The sequence below is a fragment of the Spirilliplanes yamanashiensis genome, from assembly GCF_016863475.1.
Lineage (GTDB): Bacteria > Actinomycetota > Actinomycetes > Mycobacteriales > Micromonosporaceae > Spirilliplanes > Spirilliplanes yamanashiensis.
On the sequence record NZ_BOOY01000040.1, the window covers coordinates 1 to 24,787 of the forward strand.

General features: G+C 76.2%; 20 protein-coding genes and 1 pseudogene. 17 read left to right on the plus strand and 4 right to left on the minus strand.

The window, feature by feature from the left end; all coding sequences use genetic code 11:
• Positions 1–251: 251 nt before the first annotated feature.
• Positions 252–1,964 carry a hypothetical protein gene (locus tag Sya03_RS28335; protein ID WP_203941500.1) on the minus strand — a complete coding sequence of 571 codons (1,713 nt, stop codon included), beginning with the start codon at positions 1,962–1,964 and terminating at the stop codon, positions 252–254.
• On the opposite strand from Sya03_RS28335, the gene Sya03_RS28340 reads away from it, so the two are divergent.
• Together Sya03_RS28340 and Sya03_RS28345 are read left to right on the plus strand one after the other, a co-directional pair.
• The gene (locus tag Sya03_RS28340) at positions 1,908–2,990 is read left to right on the plus strand and encodes a tetratricopeptide repeat protein (RefSeq protein WP_203941501.1); all 1,083 of its coding nucleotides are present in this window, start codon (positions 1,908–1,910) and stop codon (positions 2,988–2,990) included. The two genes, Sya03_RS28335 and Sya03_RS28340, sit on opposite strands and share 57 nt — an antisense overlap.
• Positions 2,987–3,982 carry an HAD-IIA family hydrolase gene (locus Sya03_RS28345; RefSeq protein WP_203941502.1) on the plus strand — a complete coding sequence of 332 codons (996 nt, stop codon included), beginning with the start codon at positions 2,987–2,989 and terminating at the stop codon, positions 3,980–3,982. Before Sya03_RS28340 ends, Sya03_RS28345 begins: the two co-directional genes overlap by 4 nt.
• Here Sya03_RS28345 and Sya03_RS28350 read toward each other — a convergent pair.
• On the minus strand, positions 3,974–4,309 hold the full coding sequence (locus Sya03_RS28350; RefSeq protein WP_203941516.1) for an SCP2 sterol-binding domain-containing protein: 336 nt from the start codon (positions 4,307–4,309) through the stop codon (positions 3,974–3,976). The two genes, Sya03_RS28345 and Sya03_RS28350, sit on opposite strands and share 9 nt — an antisense overlap.
• 129 nt (positions 4,310–4,438) lie before the next feature.
• Here Sya03_RS28350 and Sya03_RS31785 point away from each other — a divergent pair, with 129 nt between their 5' ends.
• From Sya03_RS31785 to Sya03_RS28415, 13 genes and pseudogenes are all read left to right on the plus strand, one after another.
• Positions 4,439–5,329 (plus strand): phasin family protein, encoded by an 891-nt coding sequence (locus tag Sya03_RS31785; protein ID WP_306892093.1) that lies wholly within the window; start codon positions 4,439–4,441, stop codon positions 5,327–5,329.
• Positions 5,326–5,712, plus strand: coding sequence for a hypothetical protein (locus Sya03_RS28360; protein WP_203941519.1), 387 nt, complete (start codon positions 5,326–5,328; stop codon positions 5,710–5,712). The genes Sya03_RS31785 and Sya03_RS28360 overlap by 4 nt, the downstream gene beginning before the upstream one ends.
• A 37-nt stretch (positions 5,713–5,749) precedes the next feature.
• Positions 5,750–6,592: a TlyA family RNA methyltransferase gene (locus Sya03_RS28365; RefSeq protein ID WP_203941503.1), complete on the plus strand. Its 843-nt coding sequence runs from the start codon at positions 5,750–5,752 to the stop codon at positions 6,590–6,592.
• A gap of 10 nt (positions 6,593–6,602) precedes the next feature.
• Complete coding sequence (locus tag Sya03_RS28370) at positions 6,603–7,490, plus strand: NAD kinase (protein ID WP_203941504.1); 888 nt, start codon at positions 6,603–6,605, stop codon at positions 7,488–7,490.
• A gap of 62 nt (positions 7,491–7,552) precedes the next feature.
• Positions 7,553–9,280, plus strand: a complete 1,728-nt coding sequence (gene recN, locus Sya03_RS28375; protein ID WP_203941505.1) for a DNA repair protein RecN — start codon at positions 7,553–7,555, stop codon at positions 9,278–9,280.
• Positions 9,281–9,357: 77 nt separating this feature from the next.
• Positions 9,358–10,536, plus strand: a complete 1,179-nt coding sequence (gene steA / locus Sya03_RS28380; RefSeq protein WP_203941506.1) for a putative cytokinetic ring protein SteA — start codon at positions 9,358–9,360, stop codon at positions 10,534–10,536.
• 27 nt (positions 10,537–10,563) lie between these two features.
• A complete protein-coding gene (locus tag Sya03_RS28385; protein WP_203941507.1) occupies positions 10,564–11,493 on the plus strand; it encodes a copper transporter in 930 nt (309 codons plus the stop codon).
• Positions 11,494–11,617: 124 nt separating this feature from the next.
• A complete protein-coding gene (locus Sya03_RS28390) occupies positions 11,618–12,502 on the plus strand; it encodes a hypothetical protein (RefSeq protein ID WP_203941508.1) in 885 nt (294 codons plus the stop codon).
• Entirely contained in the window at positions 12,499–14,202 is a 1,704-nt protein-coding gene (murJ, locus tag Sya03_RS28395; RefSeq protein ID WP_203941509.1) for a murein biosynthesis integral membrane protein MurJ, read from the plus strand. The genes Sya03_RS28390 and murJ overlap by 4 nt, the downstream gene beginning before the upstream one ends.
• Positions 14,199–15,452, plus strand: coding sequence for a glycosyltransferase family 4 protein (locus tag Sya03_RS28400; RefSeq protein WP_203941510.1), 1,254 nt, complete (start codon positions 14,199–14,201; stop codon positions 15,450–15,452). The genes murJ and Sya03_RS28400 overlap by 4 nt, the downstream gene beginning before the upstream one ends.
• Before the next feature lie 35 nt (positions 15,453–15,487).
• Positions 15,488–17,766, plus strand: a pseudogene (locus Sya03_RS28405) (hypothetical protein).
• A 661-nt stretch (positions 17,767–18,427) separates the two neighbouring features.
• Complete coding sequence (gene pyrG / locus Sya03_RS28410) at positions 18,428–20,122, plus strand: CTP synthase (protein ID WP_203941512.1); 1,695 nt, start codon at positions 18,428–18,430, stop codon at positions 20,120–20,122.
• Positions 20,119–20,715: an NUDIX domain-containing protein gene (locus tag Sya03_RS28415; RefSeq protein ID WP_239107918.1), complete on the plus strand. Its 597-nt coding sequence runs from the start codon at positions 20,119–20,121 to the stop codon at positions 20,713–20,715. Before pyrG ends, Sya03_RS28415 begins: the two co-directional genes overlap by 4 nt.
• Before the next feature lie 101 nt (positions 20,716–20,816).
• On the opposite strand, the gene Sya03_RS28420 is transcribed toward Sya03_RS28415, so the two are convergent.
• Together Sya03_RS28420 and Sya03_RS28425 are read right to left on the minus strand one after the other, a co-directional pair.
• Positions 20,817–22,778: a hybrid sensor histidine kinase/response regulator gene (locus tag Sya03_RS28420; RefSeq protein ID WP_203941513.1), complete on the minus strand. Its 1,962-nt coding sequence runs from the start codon at positions 22,776–22,778 to the stop codon at positions 20,817–20,819.
• A gap of 140 nt (positions 22,779–22,918) precedes the next feature.
• Positions 22,919–23,167 carry a TM2 domain-containing protein gene (locus Sya03_RS28425; protein ID WP_203941514.1) on the minus strand — a complete coding sequence of 83 codons (249 nt, stop codon included), beginning with the start codon at positions 23,165–23,167 and terminating at the stop codon, positions 22,919–22,921.
• A gap of 120 nt (positions 23,168–23,287) precedes the next feature.
• Here Sya03_RS28425 and ald point away from each other — a divergent pair, with 120 nt between their 5' ends.
• Entirely contained in the window at positions 23,288–24,403 is a 1,116-nt protein-coding gene (ald, locus tag Sya03_RS28430) for an alanine dehydrogenase (RefSeq protein WP_203941515.1), read from the plus strand.
• A gap of 14 nt (positions 24,404–24,417) precedes the next feature.
• On the plus strand, positions 24,418–24,787 hold a 370-nt coding region (locus Sya03_RS28435; protein ID WP_239107919.1), incomplete at its 3' end, for a site-specific integrase.

Consider the following 24,787-nt stretch of genomic DNA (forward strand, 5'->3'; position numbering starts at 1 on the left):
CTACACTCGAGGGCCACCCCTGACACGGGGTCGGCCCTCGAGTGTTTTTGTGCTGCATGGCGCAGTGGTGACTGGGAAGGACAAGACCCGTGAGCGCAGGACCCCAGGACGGCGAAGACCGTTACCGCGACGACGACCGCCGAGGCGGACGTGACCGCGGCCGCGACGAGAACGCCTCCGGCAGGGACCGCGGCGGGTTCAGCGGTGACCGAGGCCCGCGTACCCGCGGCCAGGGCGACGCCGGCGGCCGTTCATTCGGCGACCGCGGCGCCGGCGGCGGAACGAGCGGCGGCCCCCGCGGCGGTTTCGGCGGTGACCGCGGCGACCGCGGTGGCGACCGCGGCGGAGACCGCGGTGGTTTCCGTGGCGGCAGCCAGGGCGGCGACCGCGGCGGCTACCGCGGTGGTGCCGGGAGCGGCGACCGTCCGGGTTACCAGGGTGGCGGCGATCGCGGCGGGTTCCGCGGTGGTGACCGCGACCGTGGCCCGCGCGAGGGCGGTTTCCGCGACCGGGGTCCGCGCGACGCCGGCGGTCCGCGCGGCGGCTTCGGCGGCGACCGTGATCGCGGTGGCTACCAGGGTGGCGGCGACCGCGGTGGGTTCCGCGGCGGCCAGAGCGGTGGCGACCGGCCGGGTTACCAGGGTGGTGGCGATCGTGGTGGCTTCCGCGGCGGCGACCGCGGGCCGCGTGAGGGTGGCTTCCGGGGCGGCGACCGCCCCGGCTACCAGGGTGGCGGCGACCGCGGCGGGTTCCGCGGCGGTGACCGTGACCGCGGTGGGTTCCAGGACCGCGGGCCCCGGGAGGGTGGCTTCCGCGGCGGTGACCGGCCCGGCTACCAGGGCGGTGGCTCCCGCGAGGGTGGCTTCCGTGGCGGGGACCGCGGTCCGCGCCAGGGCGGGTACCAGGGCGGCGGTGACCGCGGCGGCGACCGTGGCGGCTTCCGTGGTGGGGACCGTCCGGGTTACCAGGGTGGTGGCGACCGCGGTGGGTTCCGTGGTGGCGACCGGCCCGGCTATCAGGGTGGTGGCGACCGCGGCGGTTTTCGTGGCGGCGACCGTCCGGGTTACCAGGGCGGCGGTGACCGTCCCGGCTTCCGTGGTGGGGACCGTCCGGGTTACCAGGGTGGTGGCGACCGCGGTGGGTTCCGCGGTGGCGACCGGCCCGGCTATCAGGGTGGTGGCGACCGCGGCGGTTTCCGTGGCGGCGACCGTCCGGGTTACCAGGGTGGCGGCGATCGTCCCGGCTTCCGCGGTGGGGACCGTCCGGGTTACCAGGGTGGTGGCGACCGCGGTGGGTTCCGTGGTGGGGACCGTGACCGGGGTGGGTTCCAGGACCGTGGGCCGCGCCGGGACGACTCCGGGCCGCGTGACGCCCGGGGTGGCACGCGTGAGGGCTTCCGCAGCGGCGGCGGGTATCAGGACCGTGGGCCGCGCGAGCGTGGTTTCCGTGGTGGCGACCGGCCCGGGTACCAGGGTGGCAGCGACCGCGGCGCAGACCGTGGTGGTGACCGCGCTGGGTTCCGTGGTGGGGACCGTGACCGAGGCGGGTTCCAGGACCGTGGGCCCCGGCAGGGTGGCTTCCGCGACCGCGACGACCGTGGGCCGCGCGACGACCGCGGTTTCCGCGACCGCGGGCCGCGCGAGGACCGTCCCCGTGACGACCGCCCGCGTGACGACCGGCCCCGCGATGACCGGCCTCGCGACGAGCGGCCCCGTGACGACCGTGGGCCCCGTGACGGGGGCTTCCGGCGGCCCGAGCGGGACGACCGGGCGACGCAGCAGGGTGTCGAGCGGGAGCGGGAGGCACGCGACCGGGAGTTCGGGCGGGTGCGGTCCGACGAGGCCGGGCGGGCGCCCGGTGCGCCGCAGATCCCGGACGAGATCCAGGCGTCCGACCTCGACAAGGAGGTGCGCGCCGAGCTGCTGACGCTCGCCAAGCCGATCGCCGACACCGTGGCGCGGCACCTCGTCGCGGCCGGGCAGCTCATCGACGAGGACACCGAGCTGGCGCTGTCGCACGCGATGGCGGCGCGGCGGCTCGCGTCGCGGATCGCCGCGGTGCGGGAGGCCGTCGGGCTGGCCGCGTACGCGGCGGGGGAGTGGCAGACCGCGCTCTCCGAGATCCGCACCTACCACCGGATGACCGGCCGGCAGAACCACGTCGCCGTCATCGCCGACTGCGAGCGGGCCCTCGGCCGGCCGGAGCGGGCCATCGACCTGTTCCGCACCGCCGAGCGCGACAAGCTCGGCCGGGAGGACGCGATCGAGCTGCTCATCGTGGCCGCCGGGGCGCGCACCGACCTCGGCCAGCACGACGCGGCCGTCGCGATGCTGCAGGTTCGCGAGCTGACCAGCGGGTCCGACGAGTGGGCGGCCCGGCTGCGGTACGCGTACGCCGACTCGCTGCTCGCGGCCGGCCGGCCCGAGGAGGCCCGCGCCTGGTTCGCGAAGGCGGCCGAGGTGGACGAGGACAGCGTCACCGACGCGGCCGAGCGGCTGCTGGAGCTCGACGGCGTGCAGCTCGAGGGCGACGACCTCGACGACGACGAGGACGACGAGCTCGACGACGTCGACGACATCGGGGCCGCCGACGAGCAGGGCGGCGCCGAGGCCCGCGACGCGGCCGGCGACGGCGAGTTCGACGACGAGGACGACGACGACCAGGGCGACGACCAGGACGACGAGGAGAGCGCCGGCGGGGCCCGGCCGTTCCACGCCGACCCGGACGACGACGACACCGGCGACGGCGACCGCTACGGCGCGGAGGAGACCCGCGCTGCCGACGACCAGGGCGACAAGGGCGGCAAGGGCGACTCCGACGACGACGACAAGGACCTTGCCGCCGAGGAGGAGCTGGTCGCGGTCGAGGGCGGCGACACGCCGCCCGCCGGGGACGCACCCGGCGACCGGGAGCTCGCCGAGGCCGACCTGGTCGACGCCGGCGAGGACACCCCCGGTGACGCCGCGGACGGCGGGACGGGGCGGGCGTGAGCGGGCGGCTGGTCGACTCGTACGACCTCGTCGCGTTCGACCTCGACGGGGTCGTGTACCTGATCGACCGGCCGATCCCCGGGGCGGTGGAGGCGATCTCCGCCCTGCACGCCGAGGGGACCGCGCTCGCGTACGCCACGAACAACGCCTCGCGGCGGGCGGCCGACGTCGCCGGGCTGCTGACCGGCATGGGTGTGCCGGCGCAGCCCAAGGAGGTGCTGACGTCGGCCGGCGCCGCCGCGGCCATGCTCGCCGACGAGCTGCCGGCCGGGTCGCGGGTGCTCGTCGTCGGGGCGGAGGCGTTGCGCGCGGAGGTGCGTGAGGCCGGGCTGGTGCCGGTGTCCACGGTGGACGAGCAGCCGGTGGCGGTCGTGCAGGGCTACGGGCCCGAGGTCGGCTGGCAGGTCCTCGCCGAGGCCAGCCTGGCCGTGCGGGCCGGTGCGCGCTGGTACGCCACCAACACCGACAAGACGCTGCCGAGCCCGCGCGGGCCGTTGCCGGGCAACGGTTCGCTGGTCGCGGTGCTGCGTACCGCGCTGGGGCGCGAGCCCGACGTGGTGGTGGGCAAGCCGGAACCGGCGCTGTTCACCACGGCGGCGAAGCTGGCCGGGGCGCAGCGGCCGCTGGTCGTGGGCGACCGGCTGGACACGGACATCGAAGGCGCCGTGCGGGCCGGGATGGACAGCCTGCTGGTGCTGACCGGGGTCAGCGGGCCGGCCGAGCTGCTGGCCGCGCCGGCGTCGCGGCGGCCCACGCACGTCGCCGCGGACCTGGCCGGGTTGTTCGCCGCCGAGGAGTCGGTGCGGGTGCCTGCGTCCGGTGAGCACGGTGGGTGGCGGTTGACGGCCGAAGGCGTACTCGAGGGGGAGGGCGACCCCGTGGCGGCGCTGCGGCTGGCCGTGGGCGCCACCTGGGACGGCCTGGCTCCGGCCGCGCTGCGGGCCGGCTCGCCGGCCGCGCAGGCGGTGCTGGCGGACTGGAACCTAGAGTAGTTTCCGCAGCTTGAGCAGGTCGAACGGGTTGGCCTTGACGGCGACGCGGCGCGACGTGATCGCGCTGGTGACGTCGAGGCGGCCCGCGACCAGGGCGAGCAGGTCGTCACTGGACGACGTCAGGGCGATCTTCGCCTTGGGGTCGTCGCCGTCGGCGATGTCGACCAGCCGGCCGCCGTCCAGGCGGGCGTGGAACGCGGTCGCCAGGTCGGTGACGCGGCACGCCAGGGTGCGGTCGAGGTCGAGCTTGCCGCGGGTCTCCGCGTTGCGGTCCAGCCGCGCCGCGAGGTCGTGCAACGCCTGCCGGCACTCGTCCACCGTGGCCACCCGGGCCTCCTCGCGCTGCTCGGGCGTGGCGTTCTGCGCGCCACGCGGGCTTCGCCGCACGGTACCGCACCGATCTGTCGGACGCGCCCGGTAGCGTGGTGGCGTAACCGCACGAGGAGGGGAGCGGGCATGACCGACGCGTGGCGGGCCTACCTGGAGATGGCGCTCGGCCTGGCCGAGGTGCCCCGGAAGAAGGCCCAGCAGGTGGCCGGCGAGCTGATCGGCAAGGGCGGCGCGACGGCCGTCCAGCTGCAGGGACTCGTCGAGGACGCGCTGTCCGCCGGCATGGCCAACCGGGAGGCACTGACCAAGATCGTGCGGTTCGAGGTCGACCGGGCGCTCGGCGTCGTCGGCCTCGCCACCGCCGACGAGGTGACCGAGCTGACCGACCGGGTCCGCGACCTGGAGCGTCAGCTCCGGCTCGCGCAGGACCGGCTGTCGGCCACCGAGTCCGGCACGGCGCCGCCCGTGCGGCACGCCGACCGGTCCGACAAGCCGGCGCCCGTGCCGCAGACCTCCGCGGTGGCCGAGGTGGCCGCCGCCGGCCGGGCGAAGTCCGCCGCTGCGCCGGCGAAGACCGCCGCTGCGCCGGCGAAGAAGGCCGTCGCCAAGAAGGTCGCGAAGAAGGCCGTCGCGAAGCCGGCGCCGTCGCCGTCCGCGCAGGCCACCACCGCGTCGGTCGCCGACGCGGCCGCCGCGGCCGGGCAGCCCGCGCCGGTCACCGACGCCGTGCCGGGCCCGCCGCCCGGCAAGGCCGCCGCCCCGGCGAAGAAGGCCGCCAAGAAGGCGCCCGCGAAGAAGGCCGCGGCCGGCGACGCCGCCGGGCCCGCGCAGCGGACGCCCGCGAACAAGGCCACCCGCAAGGCCACCACGCCGTCGGCGAAGCAGGGCAACGCCCGCGGACCGCGCGCCGGTGGCGCCGGCCCGTCCGCCGCGTCGCCGCAGGCCTCCCCGCAGCTGCCCGCCCCGCCCGAGCCGCCGCGTTTCGAGGCGCCCGGTGACGGCGAGCCGACGCCGTGACGGGGCCGGTCCCCGGGCCGCCGCGGCCCGGCGCGTTCCCCCGGCCGTTCCCGCCGCAGGGCGAACGGCCCGGCATGCCGCCGGGCGTGCGGCCCGGTGTGCCGGCGGGTGTGCCGGCGGGTTTGCCGGCGGGTTTGCCGGCGGGCGGCGGCCAGCCGCCGCGGCCCGCGCCGCCGCCGCACCGGCCCGACGCGCCGCACCGGCCCGACGCGGTCTCGTTCGGCGACGTGCCCGACGGTGACGGCACCGGCCACCCGGCCGTCGACGCCGCGCTGCAGGCCATCGACAACGCCGCCCGGCTGAGCCCCGCCGAACAGGTCGCCGCCTACGAGGAGGCGCACGCCACGCTCCAGGAGACCCTGGCGAGCATCGACCGCACCTGACCCCGCCCGCACCCTTCGAAAGAGGCCGCACCCCCCGATGGCCCGCCGCGCCCGACTCGACGCCGAACTGGTCCGCCGCAAGCTGGCGCGGTCCCGCGAACAGGCCGGCGCGCTCATCGACGCCGGCCGCGTGCTGGTCCGCGGCACCGTCGCCCGCAAGGCCGCCGCGATGATCGACCCGGCCGACCCGGTGCTGGTCACCGGCGAGGACCCGGCCGACGAGTGGGTGTCGCGGGGCGCGCACAAGCTGATCGGGGCGCTCGACGCGTTCGCCGCCGACGGGCTCGTCGTGCAGGGGCGGCGGTGCCTCGACGCGGGGGCGTCCACCGGCGGGTTCACGCAGGTGCTGCTGCGGCGCGGCGCCGCGCACGTCGTCGCCGTCGACGTCGGGTACGGCCAGCTGGCCTGGCCGCTGCGCACCGACGAGCGGGTGACCGTGCTGGAGCGCACGAACGTGCGTACCCTCACCGCCGCGGCCATCGGCGGCCCGGCGGCGCTGACGGTGGCCGACCTGTCGTTCATCTCGCTGCGGCTCGTGCTGCCGGCGCTGGCGGCGTGCACGTCGCCCGGCGGCGACCTCGCCCTGATGGTGAAGCCGCAGTTCGAGGTCGGGCGCGAGCGGGTCGGCACGGGCGGCGTGGTGCGCGACCCGGAGCTGCGCGTCGAGGCGGTCCTCGACGTGGCGGCGGCGGGCCGCGAGGTGGGCCTCGGCGTGGCCGGGGTGACCGCGAGCCCGCTGCCCGGGCCCAGCGGCAACGTCGAGTTCTTCCTGTGGTTCCGCGACGACGCCCCGCCGGTGCTGCCCGAGGCGGTGCGCGATGCGGTCGCCGCCGGGCCGTCCGGCGCGGTAGCTTCTGGCGAGTCCGTCGGCCGAGATTGAGGGGCGAGGCATGACGCGGTCCGCGCTGCTGGTGACGCACACCGGGCGACGCCAGAACACCGAGCACGCGCGGGCGGTCGCCGCCGACCTGGTCGCGGCCGGTTTCGAGGTGCGGGTGATGGCCGACGAGGTCGCCGACCTCGACCTGGGGCCCGGCGTGGTGCCGGTGAGCGGCCCGCACGCCGCCGACGGCGCGGAGATCGTGTTCGCGCTCGGCGGCGACGGCACGTTCCTGCGGGCCGCCGGGCTGGCCCGCCCCTGCAAGGCGCCGCTGCTCGGCATCAACCTCGGCAAGGTCGGCTTCCTGGCCGAGGCCGAGGTCGGCGACATCGACACCGCCGTCCGCAAGGTGGTCGCCGGTTCCTACAGCGTGGACGAGCGGCTGACGATCGACGTGCGGGCCGAGTTCGACGGCCGGCTCATCGCCGAGTCGTGGGCGCTCAACGAGATCAGCGTGGAGAAGGGCCGCCGGGCGCAGATGCTGGAGCTGCGCGTCGACGTCGACGGCCGGCCGCTGGCCCGCTACGGCTGCGACGGCGTGGTGTGCGCCACCCCGACCGGCTCGACGGCGTACGCGTTCTCCGCCGGCGGGCCCGTGGTGTGGCCGGAGGTCGAGGCGCTGCTGCTGGTGCCGATCAGCGCGCACGCCCTGTTCAGCAAGCCGCTGGTCACCGCGCCGACGTCCACGTTCGAGATCACCGTCGACCCGTACACGTCGTTCGCGGTGCTGACCAGCGACGGGCAGCGCTCGTGGGACCTGCCGCCCGGCGCCAGGGTGACGGTGCAGCGCGGCGCCCTGCCGGTGCGGGTGGTGCGCCTGGAGCCGCGGCCGTTCACGGATCGACTGGTGGCGAAGTTCGAGCTGCCGGTCGAGGGGTGGCGGGGCAGCCGTCGCTGAGACGGGCTTCGTTGTCCACACCCGCTGGGCAAGTGTCGGACCCCGCCGCTAGTGTCCCCTCTGTGCTGGAGGAACTGCGCATCACCGGGCTGGGCGTCATCGACGACACGACCCTGCCCCTCGCGCCGGGGATGAACGTGATCACCGGTGAGACCGGGGCGGGCAAGACGATGGTCGTGACGGGCCTGGGGCTGCTGTTCGGCGGCCGGGCCGACGCCGGCCGGGTCCGCGCCGACCCGGGCCGCGCCGTCGTCGAGGGCCGGCTGCGGCTGGCCGGGGCGGTCGCCGACACGGTGCACGCCCGCATCGCCGACGCCGGCGCCGAACCCGACGACGACGGCTCGCTGCTGCTCAGCCGCACCGTGACGGTCGAGGGCCGGTCCCGGGCGCACGTCGGCGGGCGCAGCATGCCGGTGGCGATGCTCGGCGAGGTCGGCGAGCAGGTGGTGGCGGTGCACGGGCAGTCCGACCAGCTGCGCCTGCTGCGCCCGGCCGAGCAGCGGGCGGCGCTCGACCGGTTCGCCGGCGCCGAGCACGAGAAGCTGCTGGAGACCTACCGCGAGGCGTACGTGCGCTGGCGCGCCGTCGAGGACGACCTGGCCGACCGCCGGCGCAACGCCCGCCAGCGCAGCCAGGAGGCCGACCTGCTGCGCCTGGGCCTCGACGAGATCAGCCGGGTCGACCCGCAGCCCGGCGAGGACGACGAGCTGAAGGCCGAGGTGCAGCGCCTGGAGCACGCCGAGGGGCTGCGCACCGCCGCCGCGGTGGCCGCCCAGGCGCTCGCGGGCGGCATCGAGTCGGCCGACGACACGCCCGACGCCACCGCGCTGCTCGGCACCGCCCGCCGCACGCTGGAGGGCCAGGCGTCCGTCGACGCCCGGCTCGGCGAGCTGGCCGCCCGGGTCGAGGAGGCCGCCACCCTGGTCGGCGACGTGTCGGCGGAGCTGTCGGCGTACCTCGGCCTGCTCGACGCCGATCCGGCCCGGCTGGAGACGATCTACGAGCGCCGGGCGGCGCTGCGCGCGCTCACCCGCAAGTACGCCGACGACGTCGAGGGTGTCATCGCGTGGGCCGAGCACGCCCGCACCCGGCTGAGTGAGCTCGACACCTCCGACGAGGTGCTCGAGGAGCTCGACCGCGAGCGTCAGCGGCTGGCCGGCACCGTCGGCGAGCTGGCCGGCCGGCTGACCGCGGCCCGGCAGGAGGCGGCCGGCCGCTTCGCCGAGCAGGTCAGCGTCGAGCTGGCCGGGCTGGCCATGCCGCACGCCCGGGTGCAGGTGGCGGTGCTGCCGCGCGGCGGCGGCGAGCAGGCCGAACCGGGCCCCGACGGCGCCGACGAGGTCGAGCTGCGGCTGCTGGCCCACCCGGGCGCGCCGTCGCTGCCGCTGCAGAAGGGCGCGTCGGGCGGCGAGCTGTCCCGGGTCATGCTGGCCATCGAGGTCGTGTTCGCCGGGGCGGGCGGCCCGCCCACCCTGGTGTTCGACGAGGTCGACGCGGGCGTCGGCGGCACCGCGGCGGTCGAGATCGGCCGCCGCCTGACCCGCCTGGCCCGCACCCACCAGGTCCTCGTCGTGACGCACCTGCCGCAGGTGGCGGCGTTCGCCGACCGGCACCTGGTGGTGGCGAAGGACACCGGCGGCGCGGTCACCACGAGCGGCGTGCGGGTCGTGGAGGACACCGACCGCGCCCGTGAGCTGGCCCGGATGCTGGCGGGCCTGCCGGACTCGGACCTGGGTATCGCCCACGCGGAGGAGCTGCTGGCGGTGGCGGCGCGGGAGAAGCGAGGCTGACCGATTCACCCCTTATCGGTGATCTGGAGCGCGTCGGGCCCCGGCGGGCGTGATCCGGCGTGTCAGGATGGGCCCTGATGCGACTTCCCACTGTGCGCCGCACCCGCACCGTCGAGCCGGGTGTCATGGCCGGCACCGCGCGCCTCGACCGCCGGACCAAGCGTCTGGTCGGCCGGCTGCGCCCCGGTGACATCGCGGTCATCGACCACGTCGACATCGACCGGGTCGCCGCCGACTCGCTGGTGGCCGTCGGCGTCGCCGCCGTGCTCAACGCCAAGCCGTCGATCTCCGGCCGGTACCCGAACCTCGGCCCCGAGGTGCTGGTCCAGGCCGGCATCCCGCTGATCGACGACCTCGGCGAGGTGGTCTTCGAGAAGCTGCGCGAGGGCGCCCACATCACCATCGAGGGCGACGCCGTGCTGCTCGACGGCGAGACCGTCGCCACCGGCGCCCGGCAGGACGCCGAGACCGTCGCCAAGGCGATGGCCGACGCCCGCGAGGGCCTGTCGGTGCAGCTCGAGGCGTTCGCCGCGAACACCATGGAGTACCTGAAGCAGGAGCGCGACCTGCTGCTCGACGGCGTCGGCGTGCCCGACGTCGAGACCCGCATCGCCGGGCGGCACTGCCTCATCGTCGTGCGCGGCTACGACTACAAGGCCGACCTGGACGTGCTGCGCCCGTACATCCGCGAGTACAAGCCGGTGCTCATCGGCGTGGACGGCGGCGCGGACGCGCTCATCGAGTCCGGCTACACCCCCGACATGATCATCGGTGACATGGACTCGGTCACCGACGACGTGCTGCGCTGCGGCGCCGAGGTGATCGTCCACGCGTACCCCGACGGCCGCGCGCCTGGCCTGGCCCGGGTGCAGAGCCTCGGCGTGCCGGCCACCACCTTCCCGGCGGCCGCCACCAGCGAGGACCTGGCGATGCTGCTCGCCGACGAGAAGGGCGCCGAACTGATCGTCGCCGTCGGCACGCACGCCAACCTCATCGAGTTCCTCGACAAGGGCCGCGGCGGCATGGCCTCGACGTTCCTCACCCGGCTCAAGGTCGGCGGCAAGCTGGTCGACGCCAAGGGCGTCAGCCGCCTGTACCGGCAGAACATCTCCGGGTCGTCGCTGCTGCTGCTCGTCCTGTCCGCGATCGCGGCGCTCGCGTCCGCGGTGGCCGTGTCCACGATCGGCAAGGCCTACCTCACCGTCGTCTCGGAGTGGTGGGACAATCTGGTCTTCCAGCTCGGGCAGCTGTTCTGACCGCCGAGTGATCAAGAGGCAGCTTTCGTGATCAACTTCCGGTACCACGTCGTGTCCCTGACGGCCGTGTTCCTGGCCCTCGCGATCGGGCTCGTCGTCGGCACGGCGGCGCTCAACGGCCCGGCGGCCGACTCGCTGAAGGACCAGATCGAGACCTTCCGCAACGACAACAACAACCTGCGCGGCCAGGTCGCCCAGTTCAAGGACGAGGCCGGCCGCGAGGAGGACTTCGCCGTCGAGGCGGCCCCCATGCTCGTCGGCGGCAAGCTCGCCGGGCGCAACCTGCTCGTCGTGGTCCTGCCCGGCGGCGAGGAGCACGCGGACGGGGTCGTGTCGATGCTCGGCGTGGCCGGCGCCCGCGTCACCGCCCGGGTGGCGGTCACCGACAAGTTCCTCGCCCCCGAGAACGGCGTCGAGCTGCTCGACTACGCCGAGAACGCCACCCAGCCCACCGTCACCGCCGCCGGCCTGCCGCTCAACAGCGACGGCGTCGAGACGTCGTCGGCCCTGCTCGCGCGGGCGCTGCTGGCCCAGGCGAGCCCGGTCGCCCCGGCCGACCTGACGGCCGTGCTGACCGCGTACGCCGAGGGCGGCTACCTGGCCGTCGAGGAGAACGCGGCACCCGGCGCCGAGGCCACCGTGCTCGTCTCCGGCACCGCCGCCATCGACAAGGACGCGGCCCGCAAGAACCAGAACGCCGTCACGCTGGCCACCCAGTTCGCCGCGGCCAAGCCGCTGGTCATCGGCGGCAGCGGGATCGGCGACGGCAACCTCGTCGGCGAGGTCCGCGGCGACCCGACGCTGTCGAAGACCATCTCCACCGTCGACAACGCGGCCACCGCGCGGGGCCAGCTGGTCACCGCGCTCACCGTGGTCGAGCGGCTCACGGCGAACAAGGCCGGCCAGTACGGGCTGGGCGCGGGCGCGACGTCGCTCATGCCGTCGGCCGCACCCTGACCCGCCGACGCGGTTGTCCACAGGCCCGCGTGCCGCTCGCCCACCGTTCGCCCGGAGTTCCTAGACTCCTAGCGGTCGTGCGGGTAGCGGAGTCCGTGCGGCGGTGACCGGCGGGAGGCGTTCGATGGGGTTCGTGCGGAAGGCCGCGGCCGCCGCGGCCGGAGCGGTGCTCGCCCGGGCCGCCCTCGACCGGGTCCTGCGCGACGCGCGCGCCGCCACTCTCGAGCGCACCAACTTCCACGGCCGCACCGTCAGCCTGGCCGGCGGGCCGGCGCTCGCCGCCGGGGCCACCCTCGGCGCGGTCCTCGGCGCCCCGGGCGGCGCCGCCGCCGCGGCCGCCGCCACGGCCGGGCTGGCGTCCGGCGCCGTCGGCCTCTACGACGACGTGGTCGGCAACCGTCCCGAACAGAAGGCCGCCAAGGGCTTCCGCGGGCACCTCGCCGCCCTGCGCGAGGGCCGGGTCACCAGCGGCCTGGTCAAGATCGCCGGCGTGGGCGGGGCCGGGCTCGCCGCCGCCGCGCTGCTGCACGCCGACCCGTCCGTGCGCTCCCGCCGCCCCCGGCAGGGCCGGGCCGGCGCCGTCGCCGACGTGCTGCTCGGCGCGGGCGTCATCGCCGGCACCGCCAACCTGGTCAACCTGCTCGACCTGCGCCCCGGGCGGGCCGCCAAGGCCGGCGTCCTGCTCGGCACGCCGCTGGCCGCCGGCGCCGCGGGCGGGCTCGCCGCCGGGCCCGTCGCCGCCGCGGTCGCGCTGCTGCCCGACGACCTCGACGAGCGCGTCATGCTCGGGGACTCCGGCGCCAACGCGCTCGGCGCCCTGCTCGGCGTGGCGCTGGCCGCCCGCACCGGCGTCGCCGGCCGCGCCGCCGCCCTCACCGTGCTCGCCGCCCTCACCGCGGCCAGCGAGAAGGTCAGCTTCACCCAGGTCATCCAGCGCACCCCGGCCCTGCGCCGCATCGACGAGTGGGGGCGCCGCACCGGCACCGACAGCGCCGCCGCGGCACCGTGACCGCCGCGCCCGCGGCGGCGCGGATCGCCGGCGCGGCCACGCTCATCGCCGGGCTCACCGTGCTGGCCCGGCTCGCCGGGTTCGGGCGCACCCTCGTCTTCCTGCAGACCGTCGGCGCCAACGACCTCGGCGACCTCTACCTCGCCGCCAACACCGTGCCGAACATCCTGTTCGAGCTGGTCGCCGGCGGGGCGCTCGCCAGCCTCGTCGTGCCGCTGCTCGCCGGGGCCGTCGCCGCCGGCGACATCGACCGGGTCAGGGCCACCGCGTCGGCGCTGCTCGGCTGGACCCTGCTGCTGCTCGTGCCGCTCGCCGCGCTCGTCGCGCTGCTCGCGCACCCCGTGGTCAGCGTGCTCGCCGCCGACCTGTCGCCCGCGGCCACCGACACCGCCGCCCGCATGCTGCGCGTGTTCGCGGTGCAGCTGCCGCTGTACGGCGTCGGCGTGGTCCTCACCGGCGTGCTGCAGGCGCACCGGCGCTTCGCCTGGCCGGTCATCGCGCCGCTGCTGTCCAGCGTCACCGTCATCGCCGCCTACGTCGCGTACGCCGCCGTCGACGGCCCCCGCACCGGCGCCGCCCGGCTGAGCACGGCGGGGGAGTACCTGCTGTCGGCCGGCACCACCCTCGGCGTCGTCGTGCTGTCGCTGTGCCTGCTCGTGCCGCTGCGCGGGCTGCGGCTGCGGCTGCGCCCCGCGCTGCGCTTCCCGCCCGGCGTGGCCCGCCGCACCGTGCGCCTCGGCTGGGCCGGGGCGGTCACCGTCGGCGCCCAGCAGGTCGTCCTCGCCCTGGTCATCGCCCTGTCCGCCGGGGCCGGCACCTACACCCTGTTCAACGCCGCCTGGACGGTGTTCCTGCTGCCCTGGGCCGTGCTGGCCGTGCCGGTCGCCACCGCGGTGTATCCGGCCTTGGCCGCCGCCCACGACGGCGGCGACGCGGACGGCTACCGGCAGGCGCTGAGCCGCACCGGCCGCTCCGTCGTGCTGCTGTGCTGCCTCGGCGCCGCCGCGCTGGCCGCCGTGGCCGGCCCGGCCGCCCGGCTCATGGGGGTGCCCGGCGCCGCCGGCGGCATCGCCTGGCTCGCCCCCGGCCTGCTCGGCTACGGCCTGTACGCGCTGCTGTCGCGCGCCCTGTACGCCCGCGGCAACCCGGCCGCCGTCGCCGGCGCCGTCGCGGCGGGCTGGGCGGCCGTGGCGGCGGGCGCGCTGCTGCTCGTCACGGTCGTGCCGGACCGGGTCGCCGCGCTCGCGGCCGCCCACTCGGCCGGCCTGCTGCTGCTCGGCCTGCTGCTCGCCGTGGCCGTGCGCCGCCACGCGGGCGCCGGCTCGCTCGCCCGGCTCGGCCGGGTCACGCTCGTCGGCGTCGCGGCCGGGCTGCTCGGCGCCGCCGCCGGGCGGCTCGTGGCATCCGCCCTGGCCGGCCCGCCCGCCGCGGCGCCCGGCGCCGTCGCCGCCCTGGTCGCCGGGCTGCTCGCCGGCCTCACCGTGCTCGTCGTGTTCGCCGCCGTGGCGCTCGCCGCCGGCCGCCACGACGTGCGCCCCGTGGCGGCCGGGCTGCTGCGCCGGGTGTCGCGCCGCCGCGCCGCGCCGGACCCCGTACCGCACCCGGTGGCGTCGTCGGCCACCGGCCCGGCGGCTAACCTGCGGACTGACGCCCGGCCGCCCGGCACCGGCGCCGATGACGACGGACAGGGGGAGCGGTGACCGACCGACAGGACGCCTCGTGGCGCGCTCCGGTGGCGCTCGTGCTCGCCTCCAGCACCGGCGGCGTCGGCCAGCACGTGCTGTCGCTGGTGCGCGGGCTCGTCGCGGCGGGCTGCCCCGTGCTCGTCTGCGGCCCGGCCGCCACCGACCAGCTGTTCGGCTTCACCGCGGCGGGCGCCCGCTTCGCCCCCGTCGAGATCCCCGCCATGCCGGGGCCGCAGGACGCGGGCGCGGTCCGGGCGCTGCGCCGCGCCCTCACCGGGACGCCGCCGGTCACCGGCCGCCCGGCGGCCTCCGCCGCGCCGTCTCCGCCCGCCGGCTCGCCCGCCGGTGCGACGGCGCCGCCCGGGCCGGTCGCCGTCGTGCACGCGCACGGGCTGCGGGCCGCGTTCGTCGCCGCGCTCGCCCGGCCCGGTGTGCCGCTCGTCGTCACCCTGCACAACGCCGTGCTGGCGCGCGGCCTGCGCGGGCACGCCTCCAACCTCGTCGAGAAGGTCGTCGCCCGGTCGGCCGACGTCATCCTCGGCGCCTCCGACGACCTCGTCGAGCGGGCCCGCAAGCTCGGCGCCCGCGACGCCCGGCCCGGCCCCGTCGCCGCGCCCGCCGGCGCGCCGCCGCGGCGCAGCCGGGCCGCCGTGCGCGCCGAGTTCGGCATCCCCGCCCGCACCCCGCTGATCCTGTCCGTGGGGCGGCTGCACCCGCAGAAGCGGTACGACGTGCTCGTCGACGCCGCCGCCCGGTGGCGCGCCCTCGACCCCGCCCCGGTGGTCGTCATCGCCGGGTCCGGGCCGTCGTACATGGCGCTGGCGCAGAAGGCGTCCGCGCTGCGCGCCCCGGTCACGCTGCTCGGCCACCGCGGCGACGTGCCCGACCTGCTCGCCGGCGCCGACCTCGCCGTCATCACCAGCGACTGGGAGGCCCGCCAGCTGTTCGCCCAGGAGGCGCTGCGGGCCGGGCTGCCGCTCGTGGCCACCGCCGTCGGCGGGCTGCCCGGGCTCGTCGGCGACGCCGCCAAGCTGGTGCCGCCCGGTGACGTCGACGCGGTCGACACCGCCGTGCGCGAGCTGCTCGCCGACCCGGCGCTGCGCGAGCGGTACGCCGAACGGGCCCGGCAGCAGGCCGCGTCGTGGCCCGGCGAGGCCGACACCGTCGCCGCCGTGCGCGCCGTCTACGCCGACGTCACCGCGCGGGCGTCCGCCACCGGTGGCGCCACCGGCGGCGCGGCCGGCAGCCGGGCGGGCCGCCCGTGACGGTCGGCCGGCGGCTCGTCGCCTTCGGGATCGTCATGCTCGCCGTCGCGGCGAGCATCGCCAGCATGGCCGGGCTGGCGCCGCGGCCCGCCGCCGGGGCGCCGCCCGCCACCGTCGACTACGTCGTGGTCGCCGGGGCGGCGGGGCTGCGCTGGGACGACCTCGACCCCGCCCGCACCCCCGCGCTGTGGCGCGCCGCCGACCGCGGGTCCATCGGCTGGCTGTCCGTCCGCTCCGCGAAGCGCCCCACGTGCCCCGTCGACGGCTGGCTGACCCTCGGCGCCGGCAACTACGCGGCGTGGGACGGCGAGCGGGTCACCGGCGCCTGCCCCGTCACCGACCCCAACATCGGGGTGCCCGACAACATCGGCGCCAACATCCCCGCCCAGCAGACCGTGGTCCGCTACAACCAGGACCGCCAGCCGTACGGGACGGTGCCCGGCGCGCTCGCCGAGTCCGTGCGGTGCACCGTCGCCGTCGGGCCGGGCGCCGCCGTGGCCGCCGCCCGCCCGTTCGGCCGCGTCGACCGCTACGAGCCGGACCTGCCCGCCGACGCCGCCCTGCGGCCGCTGCTCGCGTCCTGCGTGGTCAGCGTCGTCGACCTCGGCGAGGTCGTCGGCGACGGGCCCGCCCGGCAGCGCCGCGTCGCCGCCGTCGACGCCCAGCTCGCCCGCGTGCAGGCCGCCCGGCCCGCGAACTCGCTGCTGCTCGTCGGCGGCGTCGCCGACACCGGCGTCCCGTCGCGCCTGCACCTCGCCATCGCCGACGGGCCGGGCTGGGAGGGCGGCTGGCTCACCTCCGGCAGCACCGGCCGCACCGGCTACGTGCAACTCGTCGACCTCGCGCCGACCGCCCTCACCGCGCTCGGGCGGACCCTGCCGGAACGGCGGTTCACCGGCAAGCCCGCCACCACCGAACCCGGCCGCCCCACCGACCTGGCCGAGGCCATCAGCGGCGACCGCGACGCCGACCGCCGGGCCGGCACCCAGCGCGCCGTCAGCACCCCGTTCTTCCTCACCCTCGCCGCCGTGCAGTTCCTGCTGTACCTGCTCGTCGTACCCCTGATGGTGCGGGCCCGCCGGCACGCCGGGCCGACCGGCCCCGCCGCGCCCCCGCGCCGCCTGATGACCGCCGTCGAGGTGGCGCTGGTCGCCGCGGCGCTCGCCGTGCCCGCGGCCCTGGTCGCCGACGCCCTGCCGTGGTGGCGGGCCGGCTGGCCCGGCGCCGTCTTCGGGGCGACCACGCTGCTGCTCGCCGCGGCCGGCGCGGCCGCCGTGCGGCTGTCGCCGCGGTTCCCGCGCACGCTGTGGCCGATGGGCATCGTCGCCACCGCGGGCACACTCATCGTCGGCGCCGACGTGCTCACCGGCTCCCGGCTGCAGCTCAACGGCGTCGCCGGCTACTCCACCCTGGAGGGCAACCGGTACGCGGGCGTCGGCAGCGTCGGCCTCGGCGTCCTCGTCGGCTGCCTGCTCATCGTCGCCGGCTGGGCCGCCCAGACCGTCCGCCGCGGCTGGCGGCCACTCGTCGTCGTCGCGCTCGGCGGCATCGGCGTCGTCATGATCGGCAGCCCGTTCCTCGGCGCCGACCCGGCCGGCGCCATCGCCGTCACCGCCGGCGTCTGCATCGCCGCCGCCGTCAGCACCGGCGGCTGGCTCACCTTCCCCCGCGTCGCCTGGGCGACGATGGCCGGCCTGGCCGTCACCGCCGGCTTCGCCGTCATCGACCTGCGCCGCCCCGAAGCCGAACAGGGCAGCCTCGCCCGCATCCTCACCGCCCTCGCCGACGGCACCGCCGGGCCCGCCCTCAACCGGGCCGCCGCCGCCAACGCCAACGCCCTGCTCAACAGCCCACTCACCGTCATCGCGGTCGTCGGCGGGCTGATGATCGCGTTCGCGCAGTTCTCGCCGTGGGGCGGCCTGCAACGCCTGTTCGGCCTCCACCCGGCGGTCCGGGCCGCCGCCGCCGGCACCACCGTGGCCACCCTGATGGCCGGCGCCCTCGGCGGGGCGGCGCTGGAGGTGGCGGGCGCGGCCGCGACGGTGGTCGTGCCACTCGCGGCGCTGACGGCCCTCCGCGTCCTCGACCACGCCGCCGACCGCACCCGGCCCCTCGACCTGGATGCCGACCCGCCGTTGCCGGAGGTTGCGGCGGCGGCGATGACGGGGCGCGCGCCGGCGGCGGTGGGGCCGTCAGCGGGTCGGGTGGTTGCCCGGGAGGACGCGGCCGGGCCGGAAGGTGTAGCCGTGCCGAAGGCCGGAGCTACGTCGAAGGGCGAGGCCGGGTCGCAGGCCAGGGCCGGGTCGGAGGGTGAGGCCGGGTCGGAGGGCGAGACGGGCTCGAGGGCCGAGCTCGAGTCGACGATGGAGGCTGACGCGAAGGACGAGGCCACCTTGCAGGCCCCGCCGGACACCAAGCTCAAGGGCCGGCCCAAGGGCGAGGACCCCACGAAGGCTGCGGGAGTCCCGAACGCTGCGGGAGTCTCAAACGCTGCGGGAGTCTCAAACGCCGCGGGAGTCCCCGACGCCGCGGAAGTCCCCGACGCCGCGGAGGTCCCGAAGGCCGCAGGCGAGCGGAAGACCGCAAGCGCACCGAAAGCCGCGACAGCACCCAAGTCGGCTAAGCCGTCCAAGTCGGCGAAGAACCCCAGGCCGGCGAAACCGCCGACCCCCAAGACCGGCGGCGCCCCGGCGGCCGGCGCTCAGGCAAACCCCGACGCCCCCACGAAGGGCGCGACCGCCCCAGAACCCGCCACCCGGGATGCCGACGCCCTGTCCGCGCCCGGTGACGCCGCGGAGCCGGGACGCGACAATCCGGACCCCACCCGCCGTCCCACCCCTCGCCGCTAGAACCGGGACACGCGCCACGACCAGCCCCGACGCGCGCCCGGCCGCGTTGGTGTTACCGTGGAATCCCGTGGATGACGCCTCCGGCGCCCGTCTGCACCACCGATCGGACGACCACGGGAGCAGGTCTTGGCAACCCCGAACGCGCGTACCACCCGGCACATCTTCGTCACCGGGGGCGTCGCCTCCTCGCTGGGCAAGGGCCTCACCGCCTCCAGCCTCGGCAACCTGCTCACCGCCCGCGGTCTGCGGGTCGTCATGCAGAAGCTGGACCCGTACCTGAACGTGGATCCCGGCACGATGAACCCGTTCCAGCACGGCGAGGTCTTCGTGACCGACGACGGTGCGGAGACGGACCTCGACGTCGGGCACTACGAGCGGTTCCTGGACCGGGCGTTGTCGGCGAAGGCGAACGTCACCACCGGGCAGATCTACTCGGCCGTGATCGCCAAGGAGCGGCGCGGTGAGTATCTCGGCGACACGGTGCAGGTGATTCCGCACGTGACGAACGAGATCAAGGAGCGCATCTTCGCGATGGCCGCCCCGGACGAGACGGGCCGGGAGCCGGACGTCGTCATCACGGAGGTGGGCGGCACGGTCGGTGACATGGAGTCGCTGCCGTTCCTGGAGGCGATCCGGCAGGTGCGGCACGACATCGGCCGCGACCGGGTGTTCTACCTGCACGTGTCGCTGGTGCCGTACCTGGCGCCGTCCGGTGAGCTGAAGACGAAGCCGACGCAGCACTCGGTGGCGACTCTGCGCAACATCGGTATCCAGCCGGACGCGCTGGTGTGCCGGTCGGACCGGGAGATCCCGGAGAAGCTGAAGCACAAGCTGTCGCTGTACTGCGACGTGGACCGGGAGGCCGTGGTGGCGGCGCCGGACGCGCCGAGCATCTACGACATCCCGAAGGTGCTGCACCGGGAGGGCCTGGACGCGTACGTGGTGCGCCGGCTGGGGCTGTCGTTCCGCGACGTCGACTGGTCCACGTGGGACGACCTGCTCGACCGGGTGCACAACCCGCACCGCACGCTGACGATCGCGATGGTGGGCAAGTACGTCGACCTGCCGGACGCGTACCTGTCGGTGAGCGAGGCGGTGCGGGCGGCCGGGTTCGCGAACCACGCGAAGATCCAGCTGCGCTGGGTGCCGAGCGACGACTGCGAGACGCCGGCGGGCGCGGAGAAGGCGCTGGCCGGGGTGGACGGCATCGTGATCCCGGGCGGGTTCGGGGTGCGCGGAATCGAGGGCAAGATCGAGACGGCCCGGTACGCGCGGGAGAACGGCGTCCCGGTGCTCGGCCTGTGCCTGGGCCTGCAGTGCATGACGATCGAGGTGGCGCGGCACCTGGCGGGCCTGGCGGACGCGAACTCGCTGGAGTTCGACGAGACGACGTCGCACCCGGTGATCTCGACGATGGCCGACCAGCAGGACATCGTGGCCGGCAAGGGTGACCTGGGCGGCACGATGCGGCTGGGCACGTACCCGGCGAAGCTGGCGGACGGGTCGATCGTGGCGCAGGCGTACGGCAGCGACCTGATCGAGGAGCGGCACCGGCACCGGTACGAGGTGAACAACGACTTCCGCGACGCCCTCACCAAGGCGGGCCTGGTGTTCTCCGGCACGTCGCCGGACGGCCGGCTGGTCGAGTTCATCGAGCTGGACCGGGAGCAGCACCCGTTCTTCGTGGCCACGCAGGCGCACCCGGAGCTGAAGAGCCGCCCGACGAACGCGCACCCGCTGTTCGCGGCGTTCGTGGCGGCGGCCGTGCGGTACTCGGTCTCGGACCAGCTGCCGGTGGAGCTCGAGGACGCGACGGCGTGACGTTCGCGCACGAGGTCCGGGCCCAGCACGTCCGCTACGAGGGGCCGATCTTCACGGTGCTCACCGACGAGGTGACGATGCCGGGCGGCGGCACCGCCCACCGCGACATGATCACGCACGTGGGCGCGGTGGGCGTGGCCGCCGTCGACGACGCCGGGCGGATCGTGCTGGTGCGCCAGTACCGGCACCCGCTGCGGCGGCGCATGTGGGAGCTGCCGGCGGGGCTGCGCGACGTCGACGGCGAGGACCTGGCGGTGGCGGCGGGCCGGGAGCTGGTGGAGGAGACCGACCACCGGGCCGGGCGCTGGGACCTGCTGCTGGACCTGCACACCTCGCCCGGGTTCTCCAACGAGACGATCCGGCTGTTCCTGGCCCGGGACGTGTCGCCGGTGCCGGCCGCGGAGCGGCACGAGCGGCACGACGAGGAGGCGGACATGGACGTCGCCTGGTTCCCGCTGGACGAGGCGGTGGCGATGGTGCTGCGCGGCGAGGTCACCAACGGCCCGGCGGTGGCGGGCATCCTCGCGGCGGCCCGGGCGTACGAGTCGGGCTTCGCCGACCTGCGCCCGGCAGACGCCCCCGGGCCCTCCTGAGGGAAGGGCCGAAGGCGGCGGGGGAGGCGGGGGCGGCGCGGGGGCGGCGCGGGGGCGGCGCGGGGGCGGCGCGGGGGCGGCGCGGGGGCGGCGCGGGGGCGTCAGCGCTCGTCGAGGACCTCGCGGACCCGGGCGAGCAGGTCGGGGGCCGAGAACGGCTTGTCGACCAGCCGGACGCCCGCGTCGAGGGTGCCCTGGGACGCCAGCACCGGCTGGGCGTACCCGGACATGTAGAGCACGGCGGTGCCGGGCCGGATCTCCGCGATCCGCCCGGCCAGCTCCGTGCCGAGCATGTGCGGCATGACGACGTCGGTGAGCAGCAGGTCGATGGGCCCCGGGGTGTCCTGGGCGACCTTCACGGCCTGCGGGCCGTCGGCGGCGGTGAGCACCGTGTAACCGTGCCGGTTGAGGATGCGCTCGGTGACCTCGCGCAGGGCGTCCTCGTCCTCGACGACGAGGATGGTCTCGCCGCCGCTGCTGTCCCGGGTCTCCGTGCCGGCGGTGTCGCCGGACGGGGGCGGCGGGGCCTCGTCGGTGGCGGGCAGCAGGACGGTGACGGTCGTGCCGGCGCCGGGCGTCGAGGCGATGGTGACGGCGCCGCCGGCCTGGGTGACGATGCCGTACACGGTGGCCAGGCCGAGGCCGGTGCCCTGGCCCTTGGGCTTGGTGGTGAAGAACGGCTCGAACACCCGTTCGGCGATCTCGGGCGGGATGCCGCCGCCGGTGTCGGCGACGCGCAGCTCCACGTGCCGGCCGGGGCCGAGGCCGGGGTGGGCGCCGTCGTCCAGGACCCGTTCGGCGGTGGTGATGCTCAGCGTGCCGCCCTCGGGCATGGCGTCGCGGGCGTTGACGGCCAGGTTGACCAGCACCTGCTCCAGCTGGCCGGGGTCGGCGAGCACCGGCGGCAGGTCCGGGGCCAGGTCGGCGTGCAGGCGGATGTGCTCGCCGAGGGTGCGCAGCAGCAGCTGCTCGACCTCGCCGACGACGGCGTTGATGGTCAGCACCCGCGGCTGCACGACCTCGCGGCGGCCGAACGCGAGCAGCTGGTGGGTCAGCTCGGTGGCCCGTTCGCCGGCGCGCAGCACCTGGGCGATGTCCTTGCGGGCCTGCTCCCACTGGCCGGTGGGGTCGTCCTCGGCGGCCTCGGCCACCTGCTCGGCGAGGAACGTCGTGTAGTTGAGCATGACGGCGAGCAGGTTGTTGAAGTCGTGCGCCACCCCGCCGGCGAGCTGGCCGAGGCTCTCCAGCCGCTGCGACTGCTGCAGCCGCGCCTCGAGGCGTTCCCGCTCGGCCTGGTTCTTCAGCCGCTCCCGGGCGGCCTGCATCTCGAGGCGCTCGGTGACGTCGCGGACCGCCGCGGACACCATCGTGCCCTCCTCGGTCTCCAGCGCCGACAGGCTGATCTCGACGGGGAACTCGGTGCCGTCCTTGCGCCGGGCGCTGAGCTGCATGCCGGCGCCCATCGGCCGGTGCGCCGGGCCGCCGAAGTACTGCCGGCGCAGGGCGGCGTGGGCGCCGCGGACCCGGTCGGGCACGAGGATCTCGATGGGGCGGCCGATCAGCTCCGCGCGGGCGTACCCGAACAGGCGCTCGGCCTGCGCGTTGACGAGGGCGATCTCGCCGTTCTCGACGATGCCGAGGATGGCGTCGGGGGCGCTCTCCAGCAGCCCGCGGAACTTCGCCTCGGCGCGGACCCGGTCGGTGACGTCGCGGACGGCGGCCGCCACGAGCAGCCCGGCCTCGGTCTCGATGGACGACAGGCTGATCTCGGCGGGGAACTCGGTGCCGTCCTTGCGCCGGGCGGCGAGGTGCGCGCCGCCGCCCATCGGGCGCGGGCGCGGGTCGTGCAGGTAGCGCCGGCGGTGCTCCGGGTGGGCGGCCCGCATGCCCTCGGGCACGAGCAGCTCGACGCTCTGGCCGAGCAGCTCGGCGCGGGCGTACCCGAACAGCCGTTCGGTCTGGGCGTTGACCAGGGCGATCGTGCCGTCGGCGGTGACGGCGACGATGGCGTCGGGGGCCGCCTCGAGCAGCCCGGCCGACGCCAGGGGCAACGTTCCCGTCATGCCGTCCTCCGCCGTCGCTGAGCGGCGGGGTCCCGCGGCCCGTTCCAGCGTAAAAAGCAGGTGGCAGGCGCGGAGGCGTATCGGCGGATCCGTGTGCGGGCCCGCCCGCGGCTGCGAGCGGGCCCGGCCAGGGCGGGCGGTCAGTCGCGCAGCTGGCGCCCCTGGGCGTCCGTGCCGCCGTTGACGAGGATCAGGATCCCGTCGATGAGGCCCCAGAAGCCGCCCAGGCCGAAGGTGCAGATGCTCACGACGAGCTGGAGCACCGCGATCTTGGTGTGGCCGGTGTAGAAACGCCCGACGCCGAGGCTGCCGAGCAGGATGCCGAGGATGCCGGCGACGACCTTGCTCTTGTCGGAGAGGCCGGCGGGGTACTGAGGAGGATAGGTCATGACCGGCGACCTTAGTGATCACCACGCGTCCGGTGGTGGACCCTGTCCAGTTTTTGGGACGCTATTCTCCAATCGTGTCCGTTCGGCTATGGGCGGCACACCCGACGGGAGGGCTACAGCGTGAAGGTCGGAGTACCCCGCGAGGTCAAGAACCACGAGTACCGGGTGGCGATCACCCCGGCCGGGGCGTACGAGTTCAGCAGGGCGGGACACGAGGTCTACGTCGAGGCGGGGGCCGGCGGCGGCTCCTCGATCCCCGACGCCGACTACCGGGCGGCGGGGGCGACGATCCTCGACAGCGCCGACGACGTGTGGGGCACCGCGGACCTGATCCTCAAGGTCAAGGAGCCCATCGCCGAGGAGCACCACCGCATGCGCGAGGGGCAGGTGCTGTTCACCTACCTGCACCTGGCTGCGTCGAAGGAGTGCACCGACGCGCTGGTCGACCGCAAGGTCACCGGCATCGCGTACGAGACGGTAGAGCTGCCGGACCGGTCGCTGCCGCTGCTCGCGCCGATGAGCGAGGTGGCGGGACGGCTGGCGCCGCAGGTGGGCTCGTACCACCTGATGCGCTCCGGCGGCGGCCGCGGCGTGCTGATGGGCGGCGTCCCCGGCGTCTACCAGGCCAAGACGGTGGTGATCGGCGCCGGCGTGTCCGGCATGAACGCCGCCGCCATCGCGCTCGGCATGCAGTCCGAGGTGCTGGTGCTGGACAAGAACATCGCCCGGCTGCGGGCCGCCGACGCCGACTACCGCGGCCACCTGCAGACGATCGCGTCCAACTCCTACGAGGTGGAGAAGGCGGTCCTCGACGCCGACCTGGTCATCGGGGCGGTGCTGGTGCCGGGCGCGAAGGCGCCGAACCTCATCTCCAACGACCTGGTCAGCCGGATGAAGCCGGGCAGCGTGCTGGTCGACATCTCCATCGACCAGGGCGGCTGCTTCGAGGACTCGCGGCCCACCACCCACGACGACCCGGTCTACCAGGTGCACAACTCGATGTTCTACTGCGTGGCGAACATGCCCGGCGCGGTGCCGCACACCAGCACGTACGCGCTCACCAACGTCACCCTGCCGTACGCCCTGGAGCTGGCGAACCGGGGCTGGCAGGACGCGCTGCGCCGCGACCCGGCGCTGGCCCTGGGCCTGAACACGCACGCCGGCCGGGTCACGTACGGCCCGGTGGCCGACGCCCACGGCATGCAGGTGCTGCCGGTGTCGGAGGTGCTGAGCTGACCGACGCGCGGGAGGTGGTCCGGGCCTACCTGGACCACCTCGGAGTCGAGCGGGGCCTGTCCCGCAACACCCTGGCCGCGTACCGCCGGGACCTGCAGCGGTACGTGGACGGGCTGCCCGGCGCCGACCTGGCGGCGGTGACCGAGGCGGACGTCACCGCGCACCTCGCCGCGCTGCGCGAGGAGGGCCTGGCCGGGTCCAGCGCCGCCCGCGCGGTCAGCGCCGTGCGCGGGCTGCACCGCTTCGCCCTGCGTGAGGGCGTCGTGGCCGTCGACGTGGCCGCCGAGGTCAGGCCGCCCGCCCCGCCGCAGCGGCTGCCCAAGGCGCTCGACGTCGACCAGGTGGAACGGCTGCTGGCGGCCGCCGGCGACCCCGGCGGCGCCG